The following is a 20,484-nucleotide window of genomic DNA, read 5'->3' on the forward strand; positions in this document are numbered from 1 at the left end:
GCCGGACCAGGCCCCGGCAGCAGCCGGAACGTCCCGCCTCGGGGTCCCCGGACCTGCCCGCGCACGGTCCGGCGCACGGGCCCGGCCCTGGTCCGGCCGAAGGCGACGGGCCTCACCCCGCGCGCCGCCACCCGCCCCGCGCACGAGGGCGCACGCCTGGCCGCCGCGCGCTCTGCGCGTACGGGTTCCCGGCCGGGGCCGCCCCGCGACCGGCCCCCCACGCCCGTCGGACGGGCGGGCGCGGAAGGACGGCTCACCTGACACGCGGTGGGCGTGCCGGTCCGATCCGGCGAGGGCCCACTCCCGGCCGGCACCGCATGCCCGTCAGGCGGGCGTACACAGATGGACGGCTCACCTCACACGCGGAGGGCGTGACGTCGGCCCGGCGAGGGCGCACCCCGGCCGGCACGGCACGGCGCGCCCGTCAGGCGGGCGCGCAGGCGGCGGGAGGACGGTTCACCTGACGCACGGGCCGCGCGGCGGGACGATTCCGGATCCGCCCGACAGGCCCTACTGCGGTGGCGCGTCGCGGAAGCGGCGGCGGTCGCGGGCGCCGGGCGGGGCGTCGGCCAGGCGGATGACGGCGCCGTCGCGGCCCGCGACCACCGGCTTCGTCGAGCGGGCCGCCTTGGCCTGGTACTGGGCCGCGTCGGCGAGGCGGAAGAGGCGGCGGGCCGACTTCAGCGGGCCGATCGGGTCACCGGTCGAGGCGACCCCGCACGCGACGCCCTCGCCCAGCTCCAGTTCCGCCGCCCGTACGCACAGTTCCTCGGCGACCGCCACGACCTCGTCCGCCGTGGGCCCGACCGACAGCAGGCAGAACTCGTCGCCGCCGAGCCGGGCCGCCAGCGCGCCCGGAAGCATCGCCCCGCACCGTGACAGAACGGAGCCGAACCGTTCCAGCAGTCGGTCGCCGACCGCGTGGCCGTGCGTGTCGTTGACCCGCTTGAGCCCGTTGAGGTCGCACACCAGCAGGCTCACCACCGACCCGTCCACCCGATAGCGCTCGATCGCCTGGTCGAGCCGGGTGTCGACGGCCCGGCGGTTGGCGAGGCCCGTCAGCGGATCCGTGAAGGCCAGCTTGCGGACCTCCTCCAGGCGCTCCGCCTGGGCGATCCCGGCCGCCACGACGGCCGCGAGCACCGTCGCGAAGTCGGAGTCGTCGCGGTCGAACGTCGTCGCCCCGGCCGGCCGCGCCACGTACAGCTCGCCCCAGGCCCGCCCGTGCAGCACGATCGGCGCGACCACGCAGCAGCCGCGCCCGCGGCGCCGCAGACCGGTGACGCGGCCGGTCGGTACGCGGTCGTCGGCGGTCTCGACCCACGCGTCGGGCTCGCCTCCGCCCGCCCACTGCTCGTGCAGGAACTCGGTGATCTCCGGGAACTGGTGCACGGGATAGGTCTCGGCGTCCGGGAACTCCTCCTCCCCCACCGCTCGCTCCCCCGCGTTGACCAGGACCTTCAGCCGGCCGTGGTCCCGCTGCCAGACGGAGAGCGCGGCGAAGCTGCCGCCGAGCGCGTCACGGGCGCCCAGCGCGGCGGCCCGCCAGAACTCGCGCGGAGTGTGCGCCGCCGCCATCGCCTGAGCCAGCGCCACCACGGCCCGCAGCCGCACGTCCTCTCCCATTCCTCCAGCTTAGGGAGGTTTGATCCATTTTCCCTTCTGAGACGTCACGGAAAGTGACATTTAGTGCAATTCGGGACCAAGGGCCTGGCGCGAGGACGAGGAGGAGGGCGGCCGGCTCACTCGCCCGGCCACTCCGGGCGCCGCTTCTCGTTGAACGCCGCCACGCCCTCCGCCCGGTCCCCGGAGAAGGCCACCGAGCGCCAGGCCGCGTCCTCGACCTCCAGACCCGCCCGCAGGTCGAGGCCCTGGCCGAGGCGCATGGCCTTCTTGGCCGCGCGCAGGCCGACCGGCGAGTTCGCCGCGATGCGCCCGGCGAGCTCCAGGGCCGCGGTACGGGCGTCCTCCTCCAGGAGGTCGACCAGGCCCAGCTCGCGCGCCTCGGCCGCCTCGACCCGGCGCGCCGTGAAGACCAGCTCGGCGGCGCGGGCGGCACCCACCCGGCGCGGCAGGAGCTGCGTACCGCCGCCGCCGGGGATCACGCCCACCGACACCTCGGGCAGCCCCACCACGGTGGTCGCGTCGGCCACGATCACGTCGCAGGAGAGCGCGAGCTCGTAACCGCCGCCGAGGGCGAAGCCGTGCACGGCGGCCACGGTCGGCATCGGCAGCTCCAGGACGCCGGTGTACGCGGCGCGGGCGACGGGCCGCTGGCGGACCAGTTCGGCGTCGCTGAAGGAGTTGCGCTCCTTGAGGTCGGCTCCGACGCAGAAGGCGCGGTCGTTGGAGGAGGTCAGGACGGTGACGCGGACGGAGGGGTCGGCGGCGAGCGCGGCACAGGCGGCGCCGATGGAGCGGGCCATCTCGGAGGAGACGGCGTTCATCGCCTTGGGCCGGTCGAGAACGAGCTCGGCGACGTGCCCGTCCTTCCGCACGGCGACGAACTCACCAAAACGCTGCTCGGACTGCACGGACTGCTCGGACATTCCTGAGGCCCTCCCGGTCGCGCCTGTTAACGGGTGTTAACGGCTGTTCACCGGGAGATCCTAGGTCGGACGGCGGCTCAGCAGCCAGGGCTCCACGACACCCAGTCCTCGCACCGGGCGCTGCCACATCGGCTGGAGCGCGAAGCGGTACGCGGGCGGGCGCTCGCCCTCCTTCTCGGCGCGGGCCGCCTCCTCCGCCGCCTGGGTCTCGGAGACGGGCGCCTCACCGGTCCTGGTGAGCTCCTCCGCGAGGGCGCTGTCGACCAGGACGGCGTCCTTCGGCGCTATCGACGTGAGCCGGCTGGCCAGGTTCACGGTGGTGCCGAACACGTCGCCCATCCGGGTCGTCACCGTGCCGAAGGCGAGACCGACCCGCAGCGCGGGCATGGTCTCGTCGTGGCCGAGGGTCTCGATCAGCCGCAGGCCGATCTCGGCGGCCGTGCCGGCGTCGTCGGCCGCGTACAGGACCTCGTCGCCGAGCGTCTTGATGAGCCGGCCGCCGTGCGCGGCGACCAGGTCGGCGCAGGTGGTCTCGAAGGCCTCGACCAGCTCGCCGAGCTCCTCCTCCTCCAGGCGCCGGGTGAGCCGGGTGAAGCCGACGAGGTCGGCGAAGCCGACGGCGAGCCGACGGTCGACCATCTCCTCGTCGTCCGCGGCCTGCACGACCCGGCCGGTGGCGGCGGCGAGCTGGCGCCGCCACACGTAGATCAGGAACTCCTCCAGCTCCGGCAGGAGCAGCTCGACCAGCGGGTACGTGACCTCGGTGCGGGTCATGCCGGGCTCTGGCGGCTCGGTGAGGCCCTCCAGGAAGGAGTCGATCTGCCACTCGGCCAACCGGGCCGTGGTCTGGCCGGTGGAACGGGCGACCTGCACGGCCATCGGCTCGCTGAGCAGTCCGGCCTCGACGAGACCGGCCAGGCGGCGCAGCGCGAGCACGTCGGCCTCGGTGAGCGCCTTGGCCTGGCCGATGTCGGCGAAGCCCATGGCGCGCCAGAAACGGGAGGCGAGCTCCATGGAGACGCCGGCGGTGCGGGCGGCCTGGAAGGGCGTGTAGCGGCGGTCGGCGCCGAGGATGAGCTGTTCGAGGCGGATCGCCAGAGGGTCGTCGGTCGGCTCCGCCGTGTGGTCGACGACATGGTGCGGCGTGGGATAGGTCGGAGGTCCAGCTGGTTCGGCCGCGCCGCCGTTGTTCGCGTCGTCGACGGTCACCGGCCGCCTCCTGCCCGTTCCCTGCCCACTGTCCTGCCGTTCTGTCGCGTGGATGACGCGTCACGCGTCGCGCTCCACGAATCGCGCTCCACGATACGACAGGTGTGTGCTGGCTCACGCCCGAACCGGCCGCGCACCGCCCTCCACGGGCGGGAACGGCCGGTCCGTAAGGGTGACAGACGGGCCGACGCACACCGTGACGGGCGGGCGACGGGTGCCGTGACGGGCGGGGTCGACGCGTGCCCCGGACGACCGGCCACGCGCGCCGTGACCGGCCGCCGGACCCGGTGGACCGGCCCGCCGACGCGCGCCGTTCCCCGCCGTGCGCGGCGCGCCGTGACAGGCCTGCCGCCGGCCCCCGTGACCGGCCGGCCGACACGCGCCCTGACCCGCCGCGCGCCGCGCACCCCACCGGCCGAACCGACTCGCACCGGGCCCGCCGACGCGCCGTGACGGACCGGCCGCCGGACCCGTGCCCGGCGGCCGCCACGCGGCCGTGACCTGCCGTGCGCCGCGCGGCCGTGACCGGCCCTCTCGTCAGTCCGCCGACCGCAGGTGGACGATGTCGCCCGCGGCCACCGCCTCCGTCCCGCCGCCCTCCGTGGCGACGACGAGGCGGCCGTCGCCGTCGACGGAGACCGCGTCGCCCTCGAGCATGCGCTCGCCGGGCAGGTCGGCCCGGACACGGCGGCCGAGGGTGGCGCAGGCGGTCGCGTAGGCCTCCTGGAGGCCGGAGGCGGCCGGGTCGCCGTCGGCCCGCACCCAGTCGCCGTACCACTGCTCCAGGGAGCGCAGCACGGTGCGCAGCAGCGTGTCGCGGTCGGTGGAGACGGCGCCGGCGAGGAGCAGGGAGCCGGCGGCCGGTACGGGGAGCTCGTCCTCGCGGAGGCTGACGTTGACGCCGAGGCCGACGACGACGCCGTCGGCGCCGGCCCGCTCGGCGAGGATGCCGCCCGTCTTGCGTTCCTCCCCTCCCACACCGACCAGGAGGTCGTTGGGCCACTTGAGGGAAAGCTCGACGCCGGCGGCCTTGGCGAGACCGGTCGCGGCGGCCACGCCGGTGAGCAGCGGCAGCCAGCCCCAGTGGTGCACGGGCACGGCGGGCTTGAGCAGGACGGAGACGAAGAGGCCGGAGCGCGCCGGTGCGGTCCAGCTGCGGTCGAGCCGGCCGCGCCCGGAGGTCTGCTCCTCGGCGACGAGCACCGCGCCTTCGGGGAGTTCGTCCGCGCGGGCGGCGAGGTCGGAGTTGGTGGAGCCGGTGGACTCGACGACGTCGAGGGAGGTCCACAGGCTGTCGGGGAGCACGAGCGCGCGGCGCAGGGCGGGGGCGTTGAGAGGGGGCCGGTCGAGGTCGGACCAGCGTCCCGCTGAGCCTTGGGAGGACGTCATGCAAGCCAGCGTAGGTGTGGCAAACGCCGCACTGCCGAACCGTATCGACGCCGATACGCTACGGGTCAGTAGCAGGGCAGTAGCCCATTCGTAGTCAACGAACCCCCCGTGACCAGGCAGGGAGCCGCATCCCGATGTCCGAGCCGGCAGAGCACAACGAGATCGACATTCACACGACCGCGGGCAAGATCGCGGATCTGCAGCGCCGGATCGGCGAGGCCACGCACGCCGGTTCCGAGCGCGCCGTCGAGAAGCAGCACGCGAAGGGGAAGCTGACCGCACGCGAGCGCATCGCACTCCTGCTCGACGAAGGTTCGTTCGTGGAGCTGGACGAGCTGGCCCGGCACCGCTCGACCAACTTCGGCCTGGAGAAGAACCGCCCGTACGGCGACGGCGTGGTCACCGGCTACGGCACCGTCGACGGCCGCCCGGTCGCCGTGTTCTCGCAGGACTTCACCGTCTTCGGCGGCGCGCTGGGCGAGACGTACGGCCAGAAGATCATCAAGGTGATGGACTTCGCCCTGAAGACCGGCTGCCCGGTCGTCGGCATCAACGACTCCGGCGGCGCCCGCATCCAGGAGGGCGTGAGCGCGCTCGGCATGTACGGCGAGATCTTCCGCCGCAACACCCACGCGTCCGGCGTCATCCCGCAGATCTCCCTGGTCGTCGGCCCCTGCGCGGGCGGCGCGGTCTACTCGCCCGCGATCACCGACTTCACGGTGATGGTCGACCAGACCTCGCACATGTTCATCACGGGCCCGGACGTCATCAAGACGGTCACCGGCGAGGACGTCGGCTTCGAGGAGCTGGGCGGCGCCCGCACGCACAACACCACCTCGGGTGTGGCCCACCACATGTCGGGCGACGAGAAGGACGCGATCGAGTACGTCAAGTCCCTTCTGTCCTACCTGCCTTCGAACAACCTCTCCGAGCCGCCCGCCTTCCCCGAGGCCGCCGAGACCGAGGCGACGGACGAGGACCGCGAGCTCGACACGCTGATCCCGGACTCCGCGAACCAGCCGTACGACATGCACTCCGTCATCGAACACGTCGTCGACGACGGCGAGTTCCTGGAGACCCAGGCCCTGTTCGCGCCGAACATCGTGACCGGCTTCGGCCGCGTCGAGGGCTTCCCGGTCGGCATCGTCGCCAACCAGCCCATGCAGTTCGCCGGCTGCCTCGACATCAACGCCTCCGAGAAGGCCGCCCGGTTCGTGCGCACCTGCGACGCGTTCAACATCCCGGTGCTCACCTTCGTCGACGTGCCGGGCTTCCTGCCGGGCGTGGACCAGGAGTACGGCGGCATCATCCGGCGCGGCGCGAAACTGATCTACGCGTACGCCGAGGCGACCGTCCCGCTGATCACCGTCATCACCCGCAAGGCCTTCGGCGGCGCGTACGACGTCATGGGCTCCAAGCACCTGGGCGCCGACATCAACCTGGCCTGGCCGACGGCGCAGATCGCGGTCATGGGCGCGCAGGGCGCGGTCAACATCCTGCACCGCCGCACGCTCGCCGAGGCCGAGGCGAACGGCGAGGACGTCGAGGCGGTGCGCACCCGGCTCATCCAGGAGTACGAGGACACCCTGCTCAACCCGTACATCGCGGCCGAGCGCGGCTACATCGACGGGGTGATCATGCCGTCGGACACCCGGTCGCAGGTCGTGAAGGGTCTGCGTCAGCTGCGGACGAAGCGGGAATCCCTGCCTCCGAAGAAGCACGGCAACATCCCCCTCTAGGACCTCAAGGAGCCGTTGTGATCAAGGTCGTACGAGGAAACCCGACCCCGGAGGAGCTGGCCGCCGCACTGGCGGTGGTCCAGGCCCGGGCCGCGGCGACGGCGGCGGCAGCCGCCGAGGGCGGCGGCCCGAAGGTGCCGGAGGGCTGGTCCGACCCGGCGCGGATCGCCCGCAACGTCCGCCCCCGGCCGGGCCCGCGCTCCTGGGCGCGGTCCTACTGGCCGGTCTAGGCCCGTCCGGCCCTGACGGGCCGGACACGCGACACGTTCGTGCGGAGGCCGGGCCCCTTGTGCGGGGGGTCCGGCCTCCGGCGTGCCCGCCTCCTGTCCGCCCGGGCGGCCGAAATCCGCCTGGAAGAGCCGGAGTTGCCGTCGTACCCTCATACGGCTCGGAGGCAACGGAGGTCACGTGAGGATCACCCTGGAGGTCACCGGCGCCGGTGAAGCCCTCGACCTGCGGGAGTGGCTGCGCGGCGATCCGGAGCTGCGCGACCGCGTCGGCCGCGTCCCGGCGCAGGCACCGGAGCCCGGCGCGATGGGCGGGCTCGGCGAGCTCGTCGCCCTGCTCCTGGAGCCGGGCGGTCTCACCGTCACCCTGGCCGCCTCGGTGGTGGCCTGGCTGCAGACGCGCAAGGGCAGCCAGACCGTGACCATCACCAAGCCGGACGGCACGCAGGTCGTCGTCACCTCGGAGGGCGTGCGGGGGCTCACGCCGGAGAGCAGCGGCGAGCTGGCGGAGCGGGTGGCACAGGCGCTGCGGGCGCCGGCTCCTCCCCCGCCCCCGGCCCCGCCCACGACAGACGGGGCCACCGGCGACCGGGGCGGTGACGCCGACACTCCCGGCGGCGCCGGCACCGGCGAGCGCGTCTGAGTCATGCCGGACCGAGCGGGGGATCTGGCGGGACCGGACTGCCACGCCGTCGTGGTCGGCACGGGCCGCCAGGCGGCCGGCGGAGAATCCGCCTCATCCGCCGGCGGCGCGCGGCTCACCGACCTGCCGAGCGCGGCGGACACCGCACGCGCGCTCGCCCGCGTGCTGCGCGAGCACTGCGGCATGGCGGACCGGGTCACCGAGGTCATCGACCCGGAGAGCCCGACGGACGTCCTCCACGCGCTCCGTAGCGCCGTCGACCGCGCGGAGGGCGGCACCGTCCTCTTCTGCTTCACGGGACACGGCCTGCTCGGCCCGCGCCGGCAGCTCTACCTGGCCACCGCCGCCACCGCCACGGCCGACGACACCGTCAACGCGGTGCCGTACGCGGAGGTCCGCAACCTGCTCGCCGACGCGTCCGCACGCACGGTCGTCTTCCTGGACTGCTGCTTCTCCGGCCGGGCGGAGGCCGCGCCGAGCGACGCCCATCGCGACCCGTACGCCTCCGCCCGCCCCGACGGCAGCTTCCTGCTCGCCTCGGCGACGCACTACGCGGCCTCGTTCGTGCCCGTCGGCGCCGAACACACCCTGTTCGGCGGCGAGTTGATCCGGCTGCTCACGGCGGGCGACCCGGGCGGGCCGCGCTGGCTCACCCTGATCGACCTGTACCGGATCCTCGACCGGCGCTTCCAGGGCGGCCCGGCGCGGCCGTACGCGGACGGCGTCGGCCGGGCGGGCGACCTGGTCGTCGCCCCGAACGCCGCCCATCCGGCGGCTGCGGACGCAGGTGGTGCGCCCGAGGCGGAGCAGGAGCCAGGGGCGGACTCCGCGGGCCCGTGCCCGTATCCCGGGATGCGCCCGTTCCTGCCCGAGCAGCGTCATCTGTTCTTCGGTCGCGAGGAGTCGGCCCGCGCCCTCCTCGACCGCGTGCGGCACGGCACGGACCCGGGCCCCGTCGTCCTCGTCGGCGCGTCCGGAGCGGGCAAGTCCTCGCTGCTGCGCGCCGGTCTGGTGGCGGGCCTCGAAGACCTGGGCGGGTCCCGCGTCCTGCTCGTCCCGGGCCCGGGCGCCCACCCCTTCCGCACCCTCGTCGAGCACTGGTCGCGGGCGGTGCGCCGCCCCTTCGCGGAGGTCGAACGGGAGCTGGGCTCGGGCCGCTTCGGCGGCGGCGCCGGCCCGGAGCGCGGCCCGGACGTCCTGATCGTCGACCAGCTGGAGGAGATCTTCACCGAGTGCGAGGACCCGGAGGAGCGCGAGCTCTTCCTCCGCGCGGTGACGGGCGACGCCGACGGGTCCGGCGGCTCCGACGGGTCCGGCGCCACCGGCGACGACGGCGGCACCGGGCGCCCCGAAGGCTCAGGCCCCTCCGACGGCTCCAGGCCTTCCGGCCGCCCCCGGCACTCGGGCGTCGCAGCGGCCGCCCGTCCCCGCATCGTGCTCGGGCTGCGGGCGGACTTCTACGGGGCCTGTCTGCGCGACGCACGGCTCGCGCGGGTCGCGCAGGCGGGCCAGTTCACCCTGGGCGCGATGTCCGACGAGGAGCTGCGGGCGGCGATCGAGCGGCCGGCCGGGCACGCCGGACTGCGCCTGGAGGACGGTCTCGCCGAGCACCTGCTGCACGAGCTGCGCCGGGAGTCGGCCGGCGCGGGCGAGGCGGTCGCGCTGCCGTTCCTCGCCCACGCCCTCCAGCAGACCTGGGCCCGGCGCCGCGGCACCCTGCTGACGTTCGCCGGTTACGAGGCCTCTGGCGGCATCCGGCGCTCGGTGGCCCGGGTCGCCGACGAGGTCCACGACTCCCTCGACGCCGAGGGCCGCGCGCGACTGCGGGCACTGCTGCTGCGCATGGTGACCCTGGTCGACGCGGACGGGCGGGCGGTGCGCCGCCGGCTCCCGGTCCCCGAGCCCGGCGGCGGCGCGGACGGCGACGCGGACCGGGAGCTGCTCGGGCTGCTCGCCGACGCCCGGCTGGTGGTGCTCGACCGTGGTGTGGCGCAGTTGTGCCACGACTCGCTGCTGCACGGGTGGCCCCGGCTGCGCGACTGGATCCGGGACGACCGGGTCGGCCTGCTGGTCCGGCGCCGGTTCGGTGACGCGGCCGACACCTGGGAGGAGGCGGGCCGCCCGGACAGCGCCCTGTACCGGGGCGACCAGCTCGCCTCGGCGCGCTCGCTGCTGGAGGAGCCGGGCGATCACGTCCCTTCGGCCCGCCCTCGGTCGCAGGCCCGTGCCGCGGGAGCGGCGGCCGGGCCGCTCCGCCCGGTGGAGCGGGACTTCCTGCGGGCGAGCGAGCGTGCCGAGCACCGGGCCCGGCGGGCGCGCCGGGCGGTCGTCGCCGTCGTGTCGGTCCTCGCGGTGCTGGCCGGTCTGCTCGCCTTCGTGGCCCGGGACGCGCTGCGGGAGGCCGAGAGCCGCGAGACCCTCCTCATCGCCAGGCGTCTGGCCGCCCAGGCGGACGCGATGCGCGAGCGCGACCCACAGACGGCGGCGCTGCGACTGAGCCTCGCGGCGTACCGCACGGCGGAGACGAGCGAGACGCGCTCCAGTCTGTACGCGGCCTACACCTCCCGGCCGCAGGTGGACCTGCCGGCCGGCGGCGGGCACGACCCGGTCGTCAACCTCGCGTACAGCGCGGACGGCAAGGTGCTGGCCGTCTCCCAGAGCAACGGCGTCGTCCGGCCCTGGGACGTCACCCGGCCGGCCGTACCGGTGCCGGGCAAGGTCCTGCCGAAGCAGAGCGGGGCCGTCGCGATCGCCTTCCATCCGCGGTCCCGGCTGCTCGCCGCGCTGGGCCCGGACGCGCTGACCCTGTGGGACACCGCCGACCCCGCGAACCCGCGGCCGGTCGGCCGGCTGCCTCTTCCTCGTACCCGCGCCTACAGCCTCGCCTTCAGTCCCGACGGACGCACCCTCGCCGGAGGCGGCGCGAAGGGCCTGCTGCGGCTCTGGGACGTGTCCGACCCGGCGAGCCCCCGCCAGGTCTTCGGGCGGACCGTCGCCACGGCCCACCTCATGGCGGTCGCCTTCCACCACGACGGCCGTTTCCTGGCCACGGGCAACGGCATCGGCAAGGACGGCAAGGGACGAGGGACACCCGCGCAGGTGCGGCTCTGGGACGTCCGCGCGCCGGCGACGCCCGCCCTGCACGACACGGTCACCGCCGCGTCGGTGATGGCCGTGGCCTTCCATCCGAAGCGGGACCTGCTGGTGGCGACCGGCGGGAAGAACGCGATGGCCTGGTGGCGGGTGGACACGGGCGGGCCGGGGCACGAGCGCGGGCGGCTCGTCCGGATCGTCGCCGAGGACCCGTACGAGAACACGTGGGGGTCCGGCGACGCCATGCCGTCGCTCAGCTTCCGCCGGGACGGCGAGATGCTCGCCGCGGCGGATACGGGCGGGGCCGGCGGCGGGCGGACCCGGGCGGTGGACGACGGCGACGGCCCGGAACTCCTGGAGACCTCCGCCGACCGCGAGATCCTGCCCGGCGGCGAGCCCGTCCAGTCCGTGGCGTACAGCCCGGACGGTGCCCATCTGGCCGTGGGAGACGTGGGCGGGAACGTGCGGCTGTGGCCGGAGCGGACGGCCGGGCTCGCGCTGCGCGGGACCCTGGAGTACGCGGCGCCGGGTGCGACGGCGGTGAGCGGGGACGGCCGGCTCGCCCTGACCAGCGAGGCCCGGGTCGGGGACGGCGCCATCGGCCGGCTGACCCGGGTGTGGGACCTCCGTGCGGCCGACACCCGGAAGGGCACGGCGCCACGGCCGGTGTTCACCCTGCCGCCGGAGTGGGAGGCGAACGACTTCCTGCCCGGCCGGGACCGGCCGCTGGTACTGGCCCACCGATGGGGCGGCGTCGGCTCCGGGGACCACGCCTTCCGGATCTGGGACCTCGGCGGCGACGGGCCGCCGGTCGCGGGCCCCGAGATCGCGGTGCGGGCCCCCGACGTGAGCACCGCGGTGTCGTCGGACGGCAGGCTCCTGGTGGTCTCCGGCTCCCTGGCGCCGCGGGGCGAGGTCTGGGACGTCGGCGACCCGCGCCGGCCGGTGAAGCGCGGCACGGTCACGGTGGCCCCCGCCGGCCTGGCCGACACCATGAACTTCTTCGGCCCCCGCACGCTCGCGACCGTGGAAGACGCCTCCGGCGACGGCGTGGCCGACGACCTTCGCCTGTGGGACCTCACCGACCCGGCCCGCCCGGTCCGGGCCGGCGCGCCGCTCGAGGGCGTGGCCGCAGGGCGGGCGGCCTACCTGCCCCACACCAAGACCCTGATCACCGACCACATCGGTCAGCGGGCGAAGCTGTGGGACCTGACGGACGTCCGGCACCCGAGGCTCGTGACCACGCTCGCCGCCACCTCCGGCGGCTACACGCCGGTCGGCGGCGGACGTCACGGCACGCTGCTCGCGACAACGCTCGCCGACGGGACCGTACGGCTCCTGGACGTACGGAACGGGTCCGTGGTGCACACCATGCGGTTCGACCGCGAGATCACCGACGTCGTGGCCGCCGGTGACGGCAACCGGGTGCTCACGGGAGCTCCGTACCGCGTCTGGGACATCGCCCCGGACGGCCGCTGGGTCACTCCGGCGTTCGCCACCCTGGAGGACGCCGACGGAGTGATCCTGCCGCCGGGGGAGAGCCCCTTCCTGCTGGTACGGCCCGACCGGAGCAACCTCCGGGGCACCGAGTACACCTTCCTCCTCGACCGGGACAGCGATGCCGTCTACGAACGACTGTGCACGACCAGCCCGCTGGACGTCGGACGGGAACAGTGGAAGGCGCTCTTCCCCGACCTCGCCTACCGCGACTCCTGCTGACGCGGCCGGCGCAGGAACAGGACCGAAGCCCCGGCGCCCGCGGCGACCACCACGAGTACGACGGACGGCGCGGCGGACCGGCCCTCCGCCACTGATTAGTCCCTTGCCACCGGCGCGGTTGAGTACCCGTACTCAGGCGCCCCGGCGGCGTACGCCGCACGATCGTGAGCATGCTCTGGTCCGACCCCGAGAACGAGCCGCCGAAGGAACTGCGCGACGTGCAGGCGATGCTGCGTCGTGCCGGCGTCGTCCTCGGGGTCGCCATGGTGCTCTTAATGCTCGTCGTCGGCGCCCACTGACGGACCGGACGCGCGCCGACGCGCCGACGCCGACGCCGGCCGCGGCGTCGGCGCGGCCGACGGGCTGAGGACCCGGCCCGGGCTCGCTACGCTGCCCCCATGACTGCTGATCGCCGCCGCCTCGTGCTCGCCTCCGCCTCTCCCGCCCGACTCGGCCTGCTCCGCCAGGCCGGGCTCGCGCCGGAGGTCATCGTGAGCGGTGTCGACGAGGACAAGGTGCACGCCCCGACCCCGGCCGAGCTGGCGCTCGCCCTCGCCGAGGCCAAGGCCGCGCACGTCGCCGCCCGCCCGGAGGTGTCCGGCGCCCTGGTCATCGGCTGCGACTCGGTCCTGGAACTGGACAAGCAGGCCCTCGGCAAGCCCGCCGACGCCGAGGAGGCCACCGCCCGCTGGAAGTCGATGCGCGGACGGGTCGGCATCCTCCAGACGGGCCACTGCGTGTACGACACGACGGCCAAGCGGTACGAGTCGGCCACCGCCTCCACCGTCGTCCGCTTCGGCGAGCCCACGGACGCCGAGATCGCCGCCTACGTCGCCAGCGGCGAACCCCTCCACGTGGCGGGCGCGTTCACCCTCGACGGCCGCTCGGCCCCCTTCATCGAGGGCATCGACGGCGACCACGGCAACGTGATCGGCCTGTCCCTGCCGCTGCTGCGCAAGCTGCTCGGCAAGCTGGGCGTCTCGATCACCGACCTCTGGGTCTGACGGACCGGGCTCACGCCGTGGCCGGCGCCTCCTGGCCGTCGGGCTCGTCGGCCCGGGCGTCGCCGCGGGTCTCCCCGTACGCCACGAGCGTGAGCACTATCAGCCCCACCACCACCATCAGGAACACGAACGCCGCCCAGCCGAGCAGCCCGACCGCGACCGCGCCGAGGACGCCGTGGACGACGGCGCAGCCGATGAGCAGGGCGCGGCCGGGACGGCCGGGGCGGCGGTCGCGCACCGCCGCGACCAGCGGGACGAGCGCGCACAGCACGAGCAGCGCGCCGGAGCCGATGCCCAGGGCCCAGGTGCCGGTGTACATGGCGTCGGGGTCGAGTCCGTCGAGGGACATCGACTGGGCCTTCACGAACCGGGCCATGACGGCGTTGATGGCCACGATGCCGGGTGCTTCGAGCAGGAGCACCGCCGCCGTCACGAGTGCTATCGGTCTGCGGGCCACCTCGGCCACCCCCTGGAAACGGCTGTTACCTCCGGTACGTACGACACGGCGAAGGCTACTGGCCGGTAAAACCTCGGACAAGGGTTCGTGCCGGGAAGCGAAACGAGCGCAGGTGGGCGGCGTGCGGGCGGCGTACGGGCAAAGAATCATTGAGCCATTCGTAGGGACTCCACAAAGAAACCCATTTGGCGACTGGCCCAGGGAACAGAGACCTGCGCCACACCTCGGAGCTACTGTGCCGTAAAGAATCCCTGCGTACCGTGGTGCGACAAGGGATTTCACGACCCGAGCGAGCCTCGATTCACGCTCCGTGTGGGCAAGCTCACCATTGGGGACGGGTCGAAGTGCCGTGTCGGCAGTCCCTAAACTCAGCTTGTTTCAAGGAGGGAGCCATCGTGCGCAAGGTGCTCATCGCCAACCGTGGCGAAATCGCTGTCCGCGTCGCCCGGGCCTGCCGGGACGCCGGGATCGCCAGCGTAGCCGTCTACGCCGATCCGGACCGGGACGCTCTGCACGTCCGCGCGGCCGACGAGGCGTTCGCCCTGGGCGGTGACACCCCGGCCACCAGTTACCTGGACATGGCCAAGGTGCTCCAGGCCGCCGCCGACTCCGGCGCGGACGCGGTCCACCCGGGCTACGGCTTCCTCTCCGAGAACGCCGAGTTCGCCCAGGCCGTGCTCGACGCCGGTCTCATCTGGATCGGCCCGCCGCCGCAGGCCATCCGTGACCTCGGCGACAAGGTCGCCGCCCGTCACATCGCGCAGCGCGCCGGCGCCCCGCTGGTCGCCGGCACCCCGGACCCGGTCTCCGGCGCCGACGAGGTCGTCGCGTTCGCCCAGGAGCACGGCCTGCCGATCGCCATCAAGGCCGCCTTCGGCGGCGGTGGCCGCGGCCTGAAGGTCGCCCGCACCCTCGAAGAGGTGCCGGAGCTCTACGACTCCGCCGTCCGCGAGGCCGTCGCCGCCTTCGGCCGCGGCGAGTGCTTCGTCGAGCGCTACCTCGACAAGCCGCGCCACGTCGAGACCCAGTGCCTCGCCGACACCCACGGCAACGTGGTCGTCGTCTCCACCCGTGACTGCTCGCTCCAGCGCCGCCACCAGAAGCTGGTCGAGGAGGCCCCGGCGCCGTTCCTGTCGGAGGCTCAGAACGCCGAGCTGTACGCGGCGTCCAAGGCCATCCTCAAGGAGGCCGGCTACGTCGGCGCCGGCACCGTCGAGTTCCTCGTCGGCCTCGACGGGACGATCTCCTTCCTGGAGGTCAACACCCGCCTCCAGGTCGAGCACCCGGTCACCGAAGAGGTCACCGGCATCGACCTGGTCCGCGAGATGTTCCGCATCGCCGACGGCGAGGAGCTCGGCTACGGCGACCCGGAGATCCGCGGCCACTCCTTCGAGTTCCGCATCAACGGCGAGGACCCGGGCCGCAACTTCCTCCCGGCGCCCGGCACCGTCACCACCTTCGCCCCGCCGACCGGCCCGGGCGTCCGCCTGGACGCGGGCGTCGAGTCCGGCTCGGTCATCGGCCCGGCCTGGGACTCGCTGCTCGCCAAGCTGGTCATCACGGGCGCCACCCGTGAGCAGGCGCTGCAGCGCGCCGCCCGCGCGCTGGCGGAGTTCAAGGTCGAGGGCATGGCCACCGCCATCCCGTTCCACCAGGCCGTCGTGGTCGACCCGGCGTTCACCGCGGACCCGTTCCGGGTCCACACCCGGTGGATCGAGACCGAGTTCGTCAACGAGATCAAGCCGTTCGCCCCGGCGGGCGCCGAGGCCGAGGAGGACGAGGCCGGTCGCGAGACCATCGTCGTCGAGGTCGGCGGCAAGCGCCTGGAGGTCTCGCTCCCGTCCTCGCTGGGCATGACCCTCGCCCGCACGGGCCTGGCCGCCGGCGCCAAGCCGAAGCGCCGCGCCGCCAAGAAGTCCGGCCCGACCGCCTCCGGCGACACCCTCGCGTCCCCGATGCAGGGCACCATCGTCAAGGTGGCCGTCGAGGAGGGCGCGGAGGTCAAGGAGGGCGACCTGATCGTCGTCCTGGAGGCCATGAAGATGGAGCAGCCGCTCAACGCGCACAAGGCCGGCACCATCAAGGGCCTGTCCGCCGAGGTCGGCGCCTCCGTCACCTCCGGCGCCGCGATCTGCGAGATCAAGGACTGAACCGGCCCCCGGCCGCCCGGGGTACGGTACGAAGGGCCCGCAGGCACCCGCCCGCGGGCCCTTCGCCTCGTCCAGGACCCGTCCAGGAAGGACCGCGCATGCGCGCCGACGCGCGCCGCAACCACGAGCGCCTGCTCGCCGAGGCCCGCGCCGCGTTCGCCGCGCAGGGCACCGACGCGTCCCTGGAGGACATCGCCCGGCGCGCCGGCGTCGGCATCGGCACCCTCTACCGCCACTTCCCGACGCGGGAGGAACTGCTCGGCGCCGTCTTCCGTGACGGGCTCGAGGAACTGCTCGACCGCTCGGCGGAACTCGCCGGGTCGAGCGACCCGTGCGCCGCGCTGGTCGGCTGGCTGCGCACCCTGATCGCCCACGCGGGCGAGTACCGCGGGCTTTCGGTGGCGCTCATGTCCGTTTCGTACGGCCGGAGTTCGGCGCTCGCCGAGTGCAGCGAGCCGCTGCGGGCGGCGGGCGAGCGCCTGCTCGCCCGCGCCCGTGAGGCGGGCACGGTGCGGGCCGACGTGTCGATCGGCGACCTGATGAAGCTCACCAACGCCATCGCCCTCGCCGCCGAACGCTCCCCGGAGGACCCGGACTTGGCGGACCGACTGCTCGACCTGACGGTACGGGGCCTGCGGGCGTGAGGAGTCGTCCCTGAGGCTCGGTCCGGTTCAGCGGCGGCGCATGTCCGCGACGCGGGCCGCCTGACGCTCGGGCGCCAGCACGTCGTTCCCGAGCGGACCGCCGGGGCCACCGCGGAACTGCCCGCCCGGGAGCCGGCCGCGCTGGCCCGGCAGCGGCAGCTCACGGCGCGGGCGGCCGCCCGGGGGGTGCTGCTCGCTCCCGTGGGCCGGGCCGCCGGTGCCGGCCACCGCGATCTGCACGCCCTGGTCGGCCAGGGCCTGCAGCTCGGTGGCGGCCCGCTCGTCGTGGACCGGCGGCTCGTCCGTGACCAGGCGGGTGATGACGTCGGTCGGCACCGTCTGGAACATGGTGTCGGTGCCGAGCTTGGTGTGGTCGGCGAGGACCACGACCTCCGCCGCCGCCTGCACGAGGGCCCGGTCCACGCTCGCGGAGAGCATGTTGGAGGTGGACAGACCGCGCTCGGCGGTCAGTCCGCTGCCGGAGAGGAAGGCCCGGGAGACCCGCAGGCCCTGGAGGGACTGCTCGGCCCCGCTGCCCACCAGCGCGTAGTTGGAGCCGCGCAGGGTGCCGCCGGTCATGACGACCTCGACCCGGTTGGCGTGGGCGAGGGCCTGGGCGACGAGCAGCGAGTTGGTCACCACCGTGAGCCCGGGCACCCGGGCGAGCCGGCGGGCCAGCTCCTGCGTGGTGGTACCCGCGCCGACGACGATGGCCTCGCCTTCTTCGACGAGGCTCGCGGCGACGTCGGCGATGGCCGTCTTCTCGGCGGTCGCGAGATGGGATTTCTGCGGGAAGCCGGACTCTCTCGTGAATCCGCCCGGCAGTACCGCACCGCCGTGCCGGCGGTCGAGGAGTCCTTCTGCCTCCAGGGCCCGCACGTCTCGCCGTACGGTCACTTCTGAGGTCTGGACGACGCGGGCGAGCTCGCGGAGCGACACGGCTCCATTGGCGCGCACCATTTCGAGGATCAACTGGCGACGTTCTGCAGCGAACACGAAACTGACAGTAACGTGACCGGACGATGCTTTTCAGCAGTATGGGCCGAATTGCAGAAGATGCACACAGGCGGGGTCCCCAAGTGGTATGGGAGACCCCGCCGTTGATCCGCTCATTGCCAGGGCTATGCCCCGCCTTGCCGGGGGTTGTCCGAGTCGGTGAACCGTTCCCGCAGGCCGGGACGGCCGTCGACCGGTGACCGGCCGGCCGACTAGGCCTCGCCCGCGGTCTTTCGGGTGTGCAACTGCCGTGCCACTTCCGCGATCGAGCCCGACAGGGAGGGGTACACGGTGAAAGCATTTGCGATCTGTTCGACCGTCAGATTGTTGTCGACCGCGATCGAGATGGGGTGGATCAGCTCGCTCGCGCGGGGCGCGACGACCACGCCGCCGACCACGATGCCGGTGCCGGGCCGGCAGAAGATCTTGACGAAGCCGTCCCGGATGCCCTGCATCTTCGCCCGGGGGTTGCGGAGCAGCGGCAGCTTGACGACCCGGGCCTCGATCTTGCCGGCGTCCACGTCGGCCTGGGTGTAGCCGACGGTGGCGATCTCGGGGTCGGTGAAGACGTTGGAGGAGACGGTCTTCAGGTTGAGCGGGGTCACCGCGTCGCCGAGGAAGTGGTACATGGCGATCCGGCCCTGCATGGCCGCCACCGAGGCGAGCGCGAAGACGCCGGTGACGTCACCGGCCGCGTACACGCCGGGGGCGGAGGTGCGGGAGACCTTGTCGGTCCAGATGTGCCCGGAGTCCTTGAGGCGGACCCCGGCCTCCTCCAGGCCCATGCCCGCGGTGTTCGGGATGGCGCCGACGGCCATCAGGCAGTGGGTGCCGGAGATGACCCGGCCGTCGGAGAGGGTGACCTCGACCCGGTCGCCGACCCGCTTGGCGGACTCGGCGCGGGAGCGGGCCATGACGTTCATGCCGCGGCGCCGGAAGACGTCCTCGAGGACGGCGGCGGCGTCCGGGTCCTCGCCGGGCAGCACGCGGTCGCGGGAGGAGACGAGGGTGACCCGGGAGCCGAGCGCCTGGTAGGCACCGGCGAACTCGGCACCGGTGACACCGGAACCGACCACGATGAGCTCCTCGGGGAGCTCCTTGAGGTCGTAGACCTGGGTCCAGTTCAGGATCCGCTCGCCGTCCGGCTTGGCGTCCGGGAGCTCGCGCGGGTGACCGCCGGTGGCGATCAGGACGGCGTCGGCGGTGAGCGTCTCCTCGCTGCCGTCGGCGGCGGTGACGACCACCTGGCGCGAGCCGTCGAGGGCCTGCCGCCCGGAAAGCCGGCCGCGGCCGCGCAGCACGCGGGCGCCGGCCCGGGTGACGGAGGCGGTGATGTCGTGCGACTGGGCGAGCGCGAGCCGCTTCACACGGCGGTTGACCTTGCCCAGGTCGACGCCGACGACGCGGGCGGCCTGCTCGATGTGCGGGGTGTCGTCCGCGACGATGATGCCCAGCTCCTCGTAGGAGGAGTCGAAGGTGGTCATCACCTCCGCGGTGGCGATGAGGGTCTTGGAGGGAACACAGTCGGTCAGGACCGACGCGCCGCCGAGACCGTCGCAGTCGACGACGGTCACCTCCGCGCCGAGTTGGGCGCCCACCAGGGCCGCCTCGTATCCGCCGGGTCCGCCGCCGATGATCACGATCCGGGTCACTGGGATCTACGCCTCGCGCTCTCGTTCTGCCGGGGGGTGCGGCCCCCGTTGGGCTGCAGTGCGTACGCCATTGTCCCGCACGCTTCAAAGTGCGTACCCCATTGTCCCGCACGGACGAACGACCCACGCGCCGGGGCCGCCCGGCGGGTCGCGATGGGCGGCAGGGGGGCGCGTAGGGGCAGGTCGGGCATGGTGGCCGGGGCGCGTACGGGCAGGCCGGGCGTGGCGGCCGGGCACGCGTGCCGGCGGCCCGGGGGCCGCGGACGAGGACGCGTGCGGGCGGGCCGGGGGCCGCGGAGGAGGGCGCGTGTGGGCGGGCCGGGGCCGCGGGCGAGGACGCGTGCCGGCGGCCCGGGGGCCGCGGGCGGAGGCCGGCCCGACGGCCGCGCGGCGGCTACCGGTGGGTCACCTTCCGCCGACGTACGCCCCCCGCCCCGGACTTCGTCATCCACCCCGCGCCCTCCCGTACCCTCGACCCCATGTCGCTCTACGCCGCGTACGCCGGCAACCTCGACGCGCGGCTCATGACCCGCCGCGCACCGCACTCGCCGCTGCGCGGCACCGGCTGGCTGAACGGCTGGCGGCTGACCTTCGGCGGGGAGCAGATGGGCTGGGAGGGGGCGCTGGCCACGATCGTGGAGGCCCCGCGGTCCCAGGTGTTCGTCGCCCTGTACGACATCGCGCCGATGGACGAGGACTCCATGGACCGCTGGGAGGGCGTCGGCCTCGACATCTACCGGCGGATGCGGGTCCGGGTGCACACCCTGGACGGCGACGAGCCGGCGTGGGTGTACGTGCTCAACGCGTACGAGGGCGGGCTGCCCTCCGCCCGCTACCTGGGCGAGGTCGCGGACGCGGCCGAGTCCGCGGGCGCGCCGCACGACTACGTGATGGAGCTCCGCAAGCGCCCCTGCTGAACCCGGTCCGGAGGCGGAGCCACCGCTTTCGTCGGAAACGACAAGACAACGATCGCAGGTCCGTGCGCGACGTCATCTACGCGCGTAGGGATTCTC

At 74.1% G+C, this 20,484-nt stretch carries 16 protein-coding genes; 9 read left to right on the top strand and 7 right to left on the bottom strand.

Annotation, left to right across the window (positions count from 1 at the left end):
• Window positions 1–510: 510 nt before the first annotated feature.
• The 4 genes from ACFY8W_RS09150 to ACFY8W_RS09165 all read right to left on the bottom strand — a co-directional run bounded on the left by ACFY8W_RS09150 (window position 511) and on the right by ACFY8W_RS09165 (window position 5,147).
• Window positions 511–1,626, bottom strand: coding sequence for a diguanylate cyclase domain-containing protein (locus ACFY8W_RS09150; protein ID WP_391102296.1), 1,116 nt, complete (start codon window positions 1,624–1,626; stop codon window positions 511–513).
• A gap of 116 nt (window positions 1,627–1,742) precedes the next feature.
• Window positions 1,743–2,549 carry an enoyl-CoA hydratase-related protein gene (locus ACFY8W_RS09155; RefSeq protein WP_391102299.1) on the bottom strand — a complete coding sequence of 269 codons (807 nt, stop codon included), beginning with the start codon at window positions 2,547–2,549 and terminating at the stop codon, window positions 1,743–1,745.
• 60 nt (window positions 2,550–2,609) lie between these two features.
• Window positions 2,610–3,758: an adenylate/guanylate cyclase domain-containing protein gene (locus ACFY8W_RS09160; protein WP_391102302.1), complete on the bottom strand. Its 1,149-nt coding sequence runs from the start codon at window positions 3,756–3,758 to the stop codon at window positions 2,610–2,612.
• Window positions 3,759–4,295: 537 nt separating this feature from the next.
• The gene (locus ACFY8W_RS09165) at window positions 4,296–5,147 is read right to left on the bottom strand and encodes a biotin--[acetyl-CoA-carboxylase] ligase (RefSeq protein ID WP_391102304.1); all 852 of its coding nucleotides are present in this window, start codon (window positions 5,145–5,147) and stop codon (window positions 4,296–4,298) included.
• Window positions 5,148–5,281: 134 nt separating this feature from the next.
• Here ACFY8W_RS09165 and ACFY8W_RS09170 point away from each other — a divergent pair, with 134 nt between their 5' ends.
• From ACFY8W_RS09170 to ACFY8W_RS09195, 6 genes are all read left to right on the top strand, one after another.
• Complete coding sequence (locus tag ACFY8W_RS09170) at window positions 5,282–6,886, top strand: carboxyl transferase domain-containing protein (RefSeq protein ID WP_391102306.1); 1,605 nt, start codon at window positions 5,282–5,284, stop codon at window positions 6,884–6,886.
• A 17-nt stretch (window positions 6,887–6,903) separates the two neighbouring features.
• On the top strand, window positions 6,904–7,116 hold the full coding sequence (locus ACFY8W_RS09175) for an acyl-CoA carboxylase epsilon subunit (protein WP_391102308.1): 213 nt from the start codon (window positions 6,904–6,906) through the stop codon (window positions 7,114–7,116).
• Window positions 7,117–7,294: 178 nt separating this feature from the next.
• On the top strand, window positions 7,295–7,756 hold the full coding sequence (locus ACFY8W_RS09180) for a hypothetical protein (RefSeq protein ID WP_391102310.1): 462 nt from the start codon (window positions 7,295–7,297) through the stop codon (window positions 7,754–7,756).
• 3 nt (window positions 7,757–7,759) lie between these two features.
• Window positions 7,760–12,568 (top strand): caspase family protein, encoded by a 4,809-nt coding sequence (locus ACFY8W_RS09185; RefSeq protein WP_391102313.1) that lies wholly within the window; start codon window positions 7,760–7,762, stop codon window positions 12,566–12,568.
• 170 nt (window positions 12,569–12,738) lie between these two features.
• Window positions 12,739–12,867, top strand: a complete 129-nt coding sequence (mmpB, locus tag ACFY8W_RS09190; protein WP_391102315.1) for a morphogenic membrane protein MmpB — start codon at window positions 12,739–12,741, stop codon at window positions 12,865–12,867.
• Between the two features lie 99 nt (window positions 12,868–12,966).
• A complete protein-coding gene (locus ACFY8W_RS09195) occupies window positions 12,967–13,572 on the top strand; it encodes a Maf family nucleotide pyrophosphatase (protein ID WP_391102317.1) in 606 nt (201 codons plus the stop codon).
• Window positions 13,573–13,582: 10 nt separating this feature from the next.
• On the opposite strand, the gene ACFY8W_RS09200 is transcribed toward ACFY8W_RS09195, so the two are convergent.
• Window positions 13,583–14,029 carry a hypothetical protein gene (locus ACFY8W_RS09200; RefSeq protein ID WP_391102319.1) on the bottom strand — a complete coding sequence of 149 codons (447 nt, stop codon included), beginning with the start codon at window positions 14,027–14,029 and terminating at the stop codon, window positions 13,583–13,585.
• A 395-nt stretch (window positions 14,030–14,424) separates the two neighbouring features.
• Between ACFY8W_RS09200 and ACFY8W_RS09205 the strand changes: the two genes are divergently transcribed.
• Window positions 14,425–16,179, top strand: a complete 1,755-nt coding sequence (locus tag ACFY8W_RS09205; protein ID WP_391102321.1) for a biotin carboxylase N-terminal domain-containing protein — start codon at window positions 14,425–14,427, stop codon at window positions 16,177–16,179.
• Between the two features lie 98 nt (window positions 16,180–16,277).
• Window positions 16,278–16,823 carry a TetR family transcriptional regulator gene (locus ACFY8W_RS09210; RefSeq protein WP_391102323.1) on the top strand — a complete coding sequence of 182 codons (546 nt, stop codon included), beginning with the start codon at window positions 16,278–16,280 and terminating at the stop codon, window positions 16,821–16,823.
• A gap of 27 nt (window positions 16,824–16,850) precedes the next feature.
• On the opposite strand, the gene ACFY8W_RS09215 is transcribed toward ACFY8W_RS09210, so the two are convergent.
• Both ACFY8W_RS09215 and ACFY8W_RS09220 read right to left on the bottom strand, forming a co-directional pair.
• Window positions 16,851–17,819, bottom strand: a complete 969-nt coding sequence (locus tag ACFY8W_RS09215) for a DeoR family transcriptional regulator (protein WP_391102325.1) — start codon at window positions 17,817–17,819, stop codon at window positions 16,851–16,853.
• Window positions 17,820–18,031: 212 nt separating this feature from the next.
• Window positions 18,032–19,471, bottom strand: a complete 1,440-nt coding sequence (locus tag ACFY8W_RS09220; RefSeq protein ID WP_391102328.1) for an NAD(P)H-quinone dehydrogenase — start codon at window positions 19,469–19,471, stop codon at window positions 18,032–18,034.
• Window positions 19,472–19,950: 479 nt separating this feature from the next.
• Between ACFY8W_RS09220 and ACFY8W_RS09225 the strand changes: the two genes are divergently transcribed.
• The gene (locus ACFY8W_RS09225) at window positions 19,951–20,388 is read left to right on the top strand and encodes a gamma-glutamylcyclotransferase (protein ID WP_391102330.1); all 438 of its coding nucleotides are present in this window, start codon (window positions 19,951–19,953) and stop codon (window positions 20,386–20,388) included.
• The last annotated feature ends 96 nt before the right edge of the window (window positions 20,389–20,484 follow it).

The organism is Streptomyces sp. NPDC012637, assembly GCF_042954805.1.
Classification (GTDB): Bacteria; Actinomycetota; Actinomycetes; order Streptomycetales; family Streptomycetaceae; genus Streptomyces.